8 protein-coding genes are annotated in these 7,765 nt (G+C 68.6%); all 8 read right to left on the bottom strand.

Annotated features, from left to right (window positions below; translation table 11 throughout):
* On the bottom strand, positions 1–636 hold a 636-nt coding region (locus ABDV68_RS17025; protein ID WP_343521297.1), incomplete at its 3' end, for a cell division protein FtsZ.
* 114 nt (positions 637–750) lie between these two features.
* Entirely contained in the window at positions 751–2,013 is a 1,263-nt protein-coding gene (gene ftsA / locus ABDV68_RS17030; RefSeq protein ID WP_343521298.1) for a cell division protein FtsA, read from the bottom strand.
* Positions 2,014–2,024: 11 nt separating this feature from the next.
* Entirely contained in the window at positions 2,025–2,918 is an 894-nt protein-coding gene (locus ABDV68_RS17035) for a cell division protein FtsQ/DivIB (protein WP_343521299.1), read from the bottom strand.
* Positions 2,915–3,883, bottom strand: a complete 969-nt coding sequence (locus tag ABDV68_RS17040) for a D-alanine--D-alanine ligase (protein WP_343521300.1) — start codon at positions 3,881–3,883, stop codon at positions 2,915–2,917. The genes ABDV68_RS17035 and ABDV68_RS17040 overlap by 4 nt, the downstream gene beginning before the upstream one ends.
* Before the next feature lie 145 nt (positions 3,884–4,028).
* A complete protein-coding gene (murB, locus tag ABDV68_RS17045) occupies positions 4,029–4,925 on the bottom strand; it encodes a UDP-N-acetylmuramate dehydrogenase (protein WP_343521301.1) in 897 nt (298 codons plus the stop codon).
* Positions 4,922–5,116, bottom strand: coding sequence for a hypothetical protein (locus tag ABDV68_RS17050; protein WP_343521302.1), 195 nt, complete (start codon positions 5,114–5,116; stop codon positions 4,922–4,924). The genes murB and ABDV68_RS17050 overlap by 4 nt, the downstream gene beginning before the upstream one ends.
* Positions 5,113–6,543, bottom strand: coding sequence for a UDP-N-acetylmuramate--L-alanine ligase (gene murC, locus ABDV68_RS17055; protein ID WP_343521303.1), 1,431 nt, complete (start codon positions 6,541–6,543; stop codon positions 5,113–5,115). The genes ABDV68_RS17050 and murC overlap by 4 nt, the downstream gene beginning before the upstream one ends.
* Positions 6,540–7,715 (bottom strand): undecaprenyldiphospho-muramoylpentapeptide beta-N-acetylglucosaminyltransferase, encoded by a 1,176-nt coding sequence (gene murG / locus ABDV68_RS17060; protein ID WP_343521304.1) that lies wholly within the window; start codon positions 7,713–7,715, stop codon positions 6,540–6,542. Before murG ends, murC begins: the two co-directional genes overlap by 4 nt.
* Between the last annotated feature and the right edge of the window lie 50 nt (positions 7,716–7,765).

Genomic DNA, 7,765 nt, shown 5'->3' on the forward strand with positions numbered 1-7,765 from the left:
GAGGTTGATCAGGCCCGGCATGACCATCAGGTCGGTGATGCCGCGCACGCCCTGCTGCAGCACCTCGTCCGCCATCTGGAACGCTTCCTTGAAGGTCGTGTTCGCGTTGGCGACCAGGAACAGATTCTGGTTGGGGATGACGATCAGCGTGTCGACGAACTTCTGCAGCTCCTCGATGCCGGCCTCGGCCGACTGAGCGCGCTTCTTGCCCTCGAACGCGAAGGGCTTGGTGACGACGCCGACGGTGAGGATGCCCATGTCGCGCGCGGCCTTGGCGATCACCGGCGCGGCGCCGGTGCCGGTGCCGCCGCCCATGCCGGCCGCGATGAAGCACATGTGCGCGCCGTTGAGCGCCTCCTGAACCTGCTCGATCGTCTCCTCGGCCGCGGCACGGCCGATCTCGGGCCGCGAGCCGGCGCCGAGACCCTGGGTGATCTTCGCGCCGAGCTGGATGCGATGGCTCGCGCTCGACTGCTTGAGCGCCTGCGCGTCGGTGTTCGCGACGAGGAACTCGACCCCCTGCACCTCGGCCTTGATCATGTTGGCGATGGCGTTGCCGCCGGCGCCGCCGACGCCGATCACGGTAATGCGCGGCGTCAGCTCGTCCAGGTCGGGCGGGAGGAAATCGATGCTCATCTATTCAGTCTCCTCAGGCACCACGCCCCACGAGCGGCGCCTGCTTAATCCCCGTTTCTGCACGATGCCGATGAGCGGTGCCAGCGTAATTCACCAGTCATCAACAACATTTATTCAGTAATTGGCCCGAAATGCGGCCATCATCCGCTGGAACATCGCCTTTGGTGTCGCACGCGTAACGAGTTGATGCGACGCCTCGAGCGCACGCAGGTCTACCGGATCGGCCGCCGCGAAGGTGGCGAGCCCCGCCAGCGTCGCGAAGGCCGGGCCGGCATGCGCCTCGGGCAGCGCCGAAAGCCCGCGCGGCCGCCCGACGCGGACCGAGCGCCCGAGCGCCTGCTGGGCATAATCGGCGATGCCCTTCAATTCCGCGCCGCCGCCAGTCAGCACGATCTGCCGCCCCACCGGATCCTCGAAGTTGAGCTTGGCCAGCTCCTTGCCGATCTCGACCATCAGCCGGTCGAGCCGCTGGCGGATCACCGCGATCAGCTGCGCGCGGGTGATGCGCGCGCCCTCGGCGGTCTCCTCGTCGGTGGCGATCGGGGCGACGTCGATCATGTCGTGATTGTCGCGCGGCGTCATGTTGGCGCTGCCATAGAAGCACTTCATGCGCTCGGCCTGGCCGCGGCGCGTGCCGAAGGCGCTGGCGATGTCGTCGGTGATGTCGGCCGATCCGCTGGGGATGGACGACAGTCCGGTGAGCACGCCATCCTTGTAGACCGAGACGTTGGTCACGCCCGCGCCGATCTCGACCAGCGCGACGCCGAGCTCGCGCTCCTCCTCGCTCAGGCACGACAGGCCCGTCGCGACCGGGGCAGCGATGATCGACTTGACCTCGAGATGCGCCGAGCGGACGCACAAATCGAGGTTGCGGACCGGTGCGCCCTCGGTCGACACGACATGGATGTCGACGCCGAGCCGCTCGGCATGCAGGCCCTTGGGCTGCTTGACCCCGGCGAGGCCGTCGAGGGTGTAGCGCGTCGGCTGGGCATGCAGCACCATCCGGCCGCCCGGATTGATCGACTCCCGGCCGGCGCGCAGCAGCTCGTCGATGTCGGCCTGCTCGACGCGGTGGCCACCGAGATCGACCTCGAGCCGCAGGATGTCGGAGATCAGCCCGCCCGCGGAGAAGCTGACCCACACATCCTCGATATTGGTGCCGGCGATGCGCTCGGCCTGCTCGACCGCCTCGCGCACCGCGATCTCGGTCGCGTGCATGTCGGCGACATAGCCGCGCTGGACGCCGCGGCTCTCGCGCTGGCCGGTACCGAGCACCACCAGCTCGCCGCCGTCCCCCTTCTGCGCGATCAGCGCCGACACCTTCGACGAGCCGATGTCGAGTGCCGTGATCAGTCCCTCAGGCGCCGTCTTTGCCATCTTCCCTACCCCTACTCACTCACACTCGCGGTTTCGATCGGTTTGCTCACCACCTGCCTCGGCATCCGCACCACCAGCCGCGTCGGGTCGCGCATGTCGAACTTGAGATATCCCCGGCCGAGCAGCCGGTCGGCGCCGTCCAGCTCGGCGAACTTGGTCAGCGCCTTGCCCGCCGCTTCCTCGCCCTCGGGCAGCGCGAGCCGCTCGCCCGTGTTGAAGGTGAGGTCCCAGCGCCGGTTGCCGATCCAGGTCGCGGCCTTGACCAGCGGCTTGAGCGCTGGCGCGGCGTCGAGCAATTTCTGATAGGCCGGCTGCTGGGCATAGGCGCCGTCGCCGATCACCAGCGGCAAGTCGGGCATCGCCTCGGCCGAGACCGGCTCGAGCAGCACGCCCTCGCCGTCGATCAGCATGAGCTGGCCCTGGTGCTGCCACACCGCCGCGGCCTTGCGCTCGATGATGTGGACGACGAGCGTGTCGGGCATGCGGCGCGAGACGCGCGCATCGGCGACCCAACCGATCGTCATCAGCTTGCCGCGCACTTCCTCGAGATCGACCAGCGGCATCGCCTGCGACTTCTGGTCGAGCGTGTAGTTGTACACGGTCATCTTGTCGGCGCGCTTGATCCCGGTGACCTCGACCTGCTCGACGCGGAAGCCGGCGCGGCCGATCCCTTCGGCAACGGCGGTGCCGATGATTCCGGGCACGCCGAACAAGGTCGCGACGCCGAGCACCGACGCCACCGCGAGACCGGTGATGCCCCACACCGTGATCCGGTGCAGCGTCGCATCGCTGATCGGCAGCGCCGCGACCGCCAAGTCGAGGACGTTGGCCTGCTTCTTCTTGGGCTGCGCGCGCCGCTTGGGCTTGACCGTGGGCCGGCGGGCCGGGCTCGGCTTGCGGCTCATGTCGTCACCTCCTCGCGCGCCGGCGCGTCGGCCATCGCCTCGTCGACGATCGCCTGGACGAGTTGCGCATAGCTCATGCCGAGATGCCTGGCCTGCTCGGGCACGAGGCTGAGCGGGGTCATGCCCGGCTGGGTGTTGACCTCGAGCAGGAACAGTCCCTCGACCCCGAGATCGTCGTCCCAGCGGAAGTCCGAGCGCGAGCAGCCCTTGCAGCCGAGCAGCCGATGCGCGTCGAGCGCGATGCGCTTGCACGCGTCGGCGATTTCGTCGGGAATCTCGGCGGGGCAGACATGCTCGGTGAGGCCGTCGGTGTACTTGGCGTCGAAATCGTAGAAGCCGCTCTTGGGCTTGAGCTCGGTCACCATCAGCGCCCGAGGTTCTCCCTGGCCATCGCCGAGTACCGCCGTGGTCAGCTCGCGCCCCCGGATGAAGGGCTCGGCGAGCAGTTCGTCGAATTCCTGCCACGGGCCCTTGGCCTCGGGCGAGATCGGGTTGCCGTAATTGCCCTCGGCGGTGACGATCGCGACGCCGACCGACGACCCTTCGTTGACGGGTTTCAGCACGTAAGGCCGCGGCATCGGGTCGTGGCGGTACAGTTCCTCGGTGCGCACGATGCGCCCGCCCGGCATCGGGATCCCCTGCGGCACCAAAGTCTGCTTGGTCAGCTGCTTGTCGATCGCGATGACCGAGGTGACCATGCCGCTATGGGTATAGCGCAGGCCCATCAGGTCGAGCATGCCCTGCACCGTGCCGTCCTCGCCCGGGGTGCCGTGAAGCGCGTTGAACACGAGATCGGGGCTGGCGGCGGCGAGCTTCGCCGCGACATCGCGGCCCATATCGATCGGCGTCACGCGATGACCGAGCGACTCCAGCGCCTCGGCGATGCCCGCGCCCGACATCAGCGACACCGGCCGCTCCGCCGACCAGCCGCCCATCAGGACCGCGATGTGGAGGGGCTGAGTCATGCAATCCTCCCCCGCAAGGGAGAGGTGGCAGCCGCAGGCTGACGGAGGGGGAGGATGCGATGACGGGCGTTGGGGGTTCCTCCCCCTCCGTCACGCTTCGCGTACCACCTCCCCCTGGCGGGGAAGGATTGAAATAACGCCTCACTCACTTCGTCACTCCCACGCGCTGGATTTCCCATTCCAGCTCGATCCCTGAACTCGCCTTGACCCTGGCCCGCACTTCCTCGCCCAGCCCCTCGATATCCGCGCTGGTCGCATCGCCGAGGTTCAGAAGGAAGTTGGTGTGCTTCTCGCTCACCTGCGCGCCGCCCTTGCGCAGGCCCCGGCACCCCGCCGCGTCGACCAGCCGCCATGCCTTGTCGCCGGGCGGGTTCTTGAAGGTCGAGCCGCCGGTCTTGCTGCGCAGCGGCTGGGATTCCTCGCGTGCGGCGGCGATGCGGTCCATCTCGGCCTGGATCGCGGCGGGCTCGCCCGGCTCGCCATGCAGGACCGCATCGACCACGATCGCGCCCGGCGGCAACTCCGAATGACGGTAGGAATAATGGAGGTCGGCAGCGGACAACTCGATCTGCTCTCCCGACCGCAGCACGACAAATGCCGCGCCGAGCACATCGGCCAGCTCGCCACCGTAAGCGCCGCCGTTCATCCGGACGAACCCGCCGACCGTACCCGGGATGCTGCGGAGGAATTCGAGTCCCGCGATGCCGTTGTCGCGTGCCACGGACGAAACGAGGATGCCCGAGGCGCCGCCACCAGCGAGCACGGTGGTGGCGTTCATCGCCTCGACCCGGGCGAAGGGCTTGCCCAGCCGCACCACCACGCCCGGCACGCCGCCATCACGCACGATCAAGTTGGAGCCGAGCCCCAACGCCATCACCGGCACTTCGGGATCGAGGCCGGCCATGAAATCGCTCAGGTCCTCGACATCCGCCGGCTCGAACAACCACTGCGCGTTGCCGCCACTCTTGAACCAGACGAGCGGCGCCAGCGGCGCGTCGGCGGTAAGTTTACCACGGACCTTGGGGAGCAGCGTCACGCTCACTTCATCCCCCACAATTTCGCCCACTGCTTCCAGTATTTGAGGTTCGCCTCGGCCGCCTTCTGCCCGGCCTGCTGGAGGTCGCTCACCTGTTGCCCCGCGTCGAGCAGCTTCTGCGCAGCGTCGAGATGCGCCTTCTGCGCACGGATGATCTCGCGCTGCATGTCGGTGGCGAGGGTGAACCAGTCGCTCATGCCGCAACGCTCCGCTTCGCGTTGACCGCATCGGCGAGGCCAGCGGCCCATTTGGTGATGTCTCCGGCGCCGAGGCACACGATCAGGTCGCCCGGCTGCGCGATCCCCGCCACTGCCTCGCTCAACGCGCCGGCGTCGGCAACGCTCCCGGCCGAACGATGGCCGCGCTCGGAAATCCGCGCGACCAATGCTTCGCCGCTGACGCCCTCGACCGGCGTCTCGCCCGCGGCATAGACCGGGGTGACCAGCACCATGTCGGCGTCGTTGAATGCCTGGGCGAAGTCGTCCATCAGGTTGCCGAGGCGCGAATAGCGGTGCGGCTGGACCACCGCGATCACCCGGCCCTCGGCGCTCTCGCGCGCGGCGGCGAGCACCGCGCGGATCTCGACCGGGTGGTGGCCGTAATCGTCGATCACGATCGCCGGTTTCTCGCCCGCAAAGCCGATCTCGCCGACCTTGGTGAAGCGCCGCTTGACCCCGCCGAACTTGGCGAAGCCGTTCTGGATGGTCGCATCGTCGATGCCCATCTCGAGCGCCACGCCGATCGCGGCGAGCGCGTTCTGGACATTGTGGCGGCCGGGCATGGGCAGGTCGATCCCCTCGATCGAGCGCGTCGTGCCGTCGCGGTTGCGGATGATCGCTTCGAACTTGTTGCCGCCGGCATGCGGCGTCACGTTGACCCCGCGCACATCGGCGCTGGCGGCGAAGCCATAGGTGACGATGCGCCGGTCGCGCACGCGCGGGATGATCGCCTGCACCTCGGGATGGTCGAGGCACAGCAGCGCCGCGCCGTAGAAGGGCACGTTCTCGACGAACTCGACATAGGCGTCCTTGGCCTTGTCGAAGCTGCCATAGTGATCGAGATGCTCGGGATCGATGTTGGTGACGACCGCGATCGTGCCGTCGAGGCGCAGGAAGCTGCCGTCGCTCTCGTCGGCCTCGACCACCATCCACTCGCTGTCGCCGAGCCGGGCGTTCGAGCCGTACTGGTTGATGATGCCGCCGTTGATCACGGTCGGATCGACCCCGCCCGCATCGAGCAGCGCGGCGATCATGCTGGTCGTCGTGGTCTTGCCGTGAGTCCCCGCCACCGCGACGGTGGATTTGAGGCGCATCAGTTCGGCCAGCATCTCGGCGCGACGCACCACGGGGATGCGGCGCTGATAGGCCGCTTCGACTTCGGGATTGTCGCGCTTGATCGCGGTCGAGGTGACGACCACGGCGGCGTCGCCCAGATTCTCCGCGCGCTGGCCGATCGCGATCGGGATGCCGCGCTTGCGCAGCCCCTCGACGACATAGCCCTCGGCGCTGTCGCTGCCCTGCACCTTGTAGCCGAGATTGTGCATCACCTCGGCGATGCCGGACATGCCGATCCCGCCGATACCGACGAAATGGATGGTGCCGATATCCTTGGCGACGCCCTTCATGCCTGCACCTTCGCATAGGCGGTGCCGGCCGGGGCCGCCTTGAGCGGCTTGGCAGTACCCAGCCCGGCCGAGGCCCAGTCGGCATCGATCGACTCCACCAGGTCGGCGAGATCGCGCGCCGCGTCCGGCCGCCCGCAGCTGCGCGCGCAGGCCGCGGCATTGGCGAGCGCCGCCGGCTCGAGCCCCAGCTTCTGCATCTGCTTGGCCAATTCCTGCGCGGTGAAGGCGCGTTGCGGGATGGTGCGCGCGCCCCCTGCCTCGCTGATCTCGCGCGCATTCGCGGTCTGGTGGTCGTCGGTAGCCGAGGGGAGTGGCACGAGGATTGCCGGGCGGCCGGCGGCGGTCAGCTCGGCGATGGTCGAGGCTCCCGCGCGCGCGATGACCAGATGCGACCAGGCAAGCCGCTCGGGCAGATCGGGCAGATAGGTCGCGATCTCCGCCGGAATCTCGTGCTCGGCATATTTGCGGCGCACCTCGTCGATATCCTCGACGCGCGCCTGGTGCGTGACTTGCAGCCGGCGGCGGAAATGCACGGGGAGCAACGCGAGCCCGTCGGGCACGACTTGGCTCAGCACCGACGCGCCCTGGCTGCCGCCGGTCACGAGCACGCGGAAGATGCCGTCTTCGTCGAGCGGCGGATAGGGCCTCATGCGCAGGTCGAGCACCGCCTGTCGCACGGGGTTGCCGACGAGGTGGGTGCGGTCCTCGTACTTGGGCTTCAGGCGCTCGACATTCTCATAGCTGGTGGCGATCGCGGCGACCCTACCCGCGACCAGCCGGTTGACGCGGCCGAGCACGGCATTCTGCTCGTGGATCACCGCCGGCACCCTGGCCGAGAAGGCAGCCATCAGCGCGGGGAGCGAGGCGTAGCCGCCGAACGCGATCACCGCGGACGGCCGGAACTCGCGATAGAGAGCGCGCGCCTGCGCCCGCCCCTTGCGCATCGCATTGGCGGCACGCAGCCAGCCGAGCGGGCCGCCGGCAAAGCGCGAGGCGGGCACCACGCGCGTCTCGATCCCGTCGAACAGGTCGGGGAAGCGCACGCCGCGCTCGTCGCTGACCAGCGCGACCTTGTGCCCGCGCCGCATCAGCTCGGCCGCCAGCGCCGCCGCCGGGACCATGTGTCCGCCGGTGCCGCCGGCCGCGAGGACATAGTGCCGTGCCGAACTCATCAACCGCTCCCTCGAACCGTGTAAGGCGAGCGTTTGAGATACGGGTTCCG

Origin of the sequence: Sphingomonas sp. (assembly GCF_039595165.1) — a bacterium.
Taxonomy (GTDB): Bacteria; Pseudomonadota; Alphaproteobacteria; order Sphingomonadales; family Sphingomonadaceae; genus Sphingomonas.

Excerpts from the sequence above, each read along its gene's own strand:
- murC (WP_343521303.1), bottom strand. The coding sequence starts at position 6,543 with ATGAAGGGCGTCGCCAAGGATATCGGCACCATCCATTTCGTCGGTATC.
- ABDV68_RS17050 (WP_343521302.1), bottom strand. The coding sequence starts at position 5,116 with ATGAGCGACTGGTTCACCCTCGCCACCGACATGCAGCGCGAGATCATC.
- ABDV68_RS17035 (WP_343521299.1), bottom strand. The coding sequence starts at position 2,918 with ATGAGCCGCAAGCCGAGCCCGGCCCGCCGGCCCACGGTCAAGCCCAAG.
- ABDV68_RS17040 (WP_343521300.1), bottom strand. The coding sequence starts at position 3,883 with ATGACTCAGCCCCTCCACATCGCGGTCCTGATGGGCGGCTGGTCGGCG.
- murG (WP_343521304.1), bottom strand. The coding sequence starts at position 7,715 with ATGAGTTCGGCACGGCACTATGTCCTCGCGGCCGGCGGCACCGGCGGA.
- ftsA (WP_343521298.1), bottom strand. The coding sequence starts at position 2,013 with ATGGCAAAGACGGCGCCTGAGGGACTGATCACGGCACTCGACATCGGC.